Below are 2423 nucleotides of genomic sequence, written 5' to 3'. Positions count from 1 at the left end.
TAGACATAATCAAACTTATGTCTAAAGTATGCCGTAATAAATTAGATATATGACGTATTACGTAGTAATATAATTACTATCCAACACCAGATTTTTCGCTGATGCCCGCTCCCGACCTCGATCTGAGCGACGCCGCGCTGCAGGCCGCTTTGGCCAACGACATTGCCGAGCTGCGCGGCCGCTTTCCCGAGACCCGCGCGCTGTACCGCGAGGTCTGCGGCCTGCTGTTCTTCCGCTACGGCGTCACGCCCACCGCCAACAAGCTCTATCAGCTGGTGCGCAAGGGCAGCATGGGCACGCCCGCCGAGGTGCTGCAGGCGTTCTGGCAGGAGCTGCGCGGGCGCACGCGCGTCACCATCGACCACCCCGATCTACCAGAGGCCTTGAAGGACATTGCGGCCGGGGCAGTGCAGACCATCTGGCAGGCCGCCAACGAGGCCGCCACCGGCGAGCTGGCCACGCTGCGCGCCGAGGCGCGCGCCGCCGCCAGCGCGGCCGAGGCCGAGCGCGATGCAGCGCGCGCCGAGACCGCGCTCGCACGCGAGGAAGCGGCAGCGATTGCGGCCCAGCTGGCGGAAGCGCGGCAGGCCCACGACACCGTGCAGGCGGACCTGGCCTCGGAGCGGCAGGCGCACGCTGCCACGCAGGCCCGGCTCGAGGCGGGCCGGACGGAACTGGAGGCGGGCCGACGCCATCTGGACGCCTTGCGCACCCAATTCTCGACCGAGCTGGGGCGGGCCCGCGAACAGGTCGTTATCGCCCAGGAACGGGCCGAGGCCAGCGAGCGCCGCGCCTTGCGCGAACTGGACGCGGAGCGCACCGCGCGCCAGAAGAGCGAGCGTGCCAGCGAGGAGTTGCGCACGGAATTGGCGGCGGCGCGCGCCGAGGCCCGCGACGCGGCGGTGGCGCAGGCCGAGGCTCGGGCCCGGCTCGAGGCCCAGGCCGCGGCGCTCTCGGAGCGGCTCACCGAGCGACTCGCGGCCGCCGAGGCGGCGCAGCGCCACGCCGCCGCCGAGCGGGACACGGTGCAGATGGAATTGGCAGCGGCCCAGCGCCGGGCCGAGCGCGCCGAGGCGGAAGCGGTGCTGGCGCGCCAGCTGCTGGCAGAATTGCGCCTGCCGCGCGAGCGGGAGGGCGCCGGTGGAGGGCGTCGGCGCAAGCCCGCCCGCCCGGCGCCGGCGGCGCAGGATGACCAGGGCGAAGACCAGGACAAAATTCAGGACCACGAGCAGGACGCACCGGCGCTGCCCGGCGGCCAGGAAGACAACAACGATAGCAGCAACAGTCCCGATAGCAACGATGACCACGAAAACTGAGCGGGCAGCCGCGATCCGCTGGATCCAGGACCAGATGGCCGATTACGACCTGACCATGGAGGAACTGCGGGCGGCGGGGTGCTTTGATCCGCCGCCCCCACCGCCACCCCCACCAGCGCCACCGCCGGTGGTCTGCTCCCGCAACGCCGCGGGCCAGAGCTGGGACGGAACCGGCGAGATGCCGGACTGGCTGCGGCGGGCGGTCAATGCGGGGCAGACCGTGGAGTTTTACCGGGTCGGATAAGAAAATTCGACGATGCAGTTCGCCGGAGAATGTGGCGGAATTTTCGGATCCCGAGCCAGTCTCAACTTGCGCATCCAAAGTGGCGTTATAGACGCATTCATCGTTCCATGCGGCGTGCGGCTCCGGCGTGCCAGCTGACAGTCAGGAGCAATTCAAGAGACCGTCGGCCCATGCAGGGTCGCGTGTGGTCTTATTGCTACATTGCTGTTGTAGAGTAGCCTCAACTCCTTAGTGACCTATCGAATACAATTCAGGCATTGCTGAAAGGGTGACATGACGTTATCTGCGAAGGACCTTCAACATCTCCGACAGCTGGTGAAGCAGCGCGTTGAATGCTATCCCGATCTAGAGGGGATGGTTGCAGCCGGCAAGCTTTCGTATCGTGCTGGCTGGTATCAGGCTGACACGAAGGACGCCTATGATGCGATCATCCAATATGCGACCTCCGTTCGTGTCAGCAAAGACGGAAAGGCCCAGATCAAGGTAGCGAAGCCAAGCAAGAGACTGGCTGGCATCGCTGCGAAGCTTTGACCCAATTGTGTCCGTTCGGCAGCGCTCGTCAACGAGCGATTCGGTAGCGTGCCCTGATGGTATGGCAGAATGCAGTATCACACGTGTCACTTTAACTAGCGATGACTGACCCTTCTTGGGAAGCCGACAACTTAGTCAAGGTCCAGTCGGAGAACACTGATCGATACAAGCGCAACTTGCTGCAGCAAGCTGTGTGCGAGTTTCGATTCCCAACCTTACTGGAGTTGGGGGGAACCCGCCCAATCCACCCAAGATAAGCCGCCAAATAAAATCGCAATTGGCGCCGAGAACGCTTGACAGGTGACGAGGTTCGAGGGGCCGCCGCCCTGCTT

3 protein-coding genes are annotated in these 2423 nt (G+C 64.7%); all 3 read left to right on the top strand.

The genetic code is table 11. From position 1 onward, the window contains the following. Window positions 1-101: 101 nt before the first annotated feature. Complete coding sequence (locus A3A5_RS0117770; RefSeq protein ID WP_018311889.1) at window positions 102-1316, top strand: DNA-binding protein; 1215 nt, start codon at window positions 102-104, stop codon at window positions 1314-1316. Then, the gene (locus A3A5_RS0117765; RefSeq protein ID WP_018311888.1) at window positions 1300-1560 is read left to right on the top strand and encodes an H-NS family nucleoid-associated regulatory protein; all 261 of its coding nucleotides are present in this window, start codon (window positions 1300-1302) and stop codon (window positions 1558-1560) included. The genes A3A5_RS0117770 and A3A5_RS0117765 overlap by 17 nt, the downstream gene beginning before the upstream one ends. A 273-nt stretch (window positions 1561-1833) precedes the next feature. After that, entirely contained in the window at window positions 1834-2091 is a 258-nt protein-coding gene (locus tag A3A5_RS0117760) for a hypothetical protein (protein ID WP_018311887.1), read from the top strand. Window positions 2092-2423: the final 332 nt, after the last annotated feature.

It is taken from the genome of Cupriavidus sp. UYPR2.512 (assembly GCF_000379565.1).
Taxonomy (GTDB): Bacteria; Pseudomonadota; Gammaproteobacteria; order Burkholderiales; family Burkholderiaceae; genus Cupriavidus.
Note: the sequence above shows the minus strand (reverse complement) of the source record. Positions and strands in the feature narration are given on the sequence as shown.

What these genes read in the sequence shown, in the direction of transcription:
- A3A5_RS0117770 (WP_018311889.1), top strand. Translation starts at nt 102, where the DNA reads ATGCCCGCTCCCGACCTCGATCTGAGCGACGCCGCGCTGCAGGCCGCT.
- A3A5_RS0117760 (WP_018311887.1), top strand. Translation starts at nt 1,834, where the DNA reads ATGACGTTATCTGCGAAGGACCTTCAACATCTCCGACAGCTGGTGAAG.
- A3A5_RS0117765 (WP_018311888.1), top strand. Translation starts at nt 1,300, where the DNA reads ATGACCACGAAAACTGAGCGGGCAGCCGCGATCCGCTGGATCCAGGAC.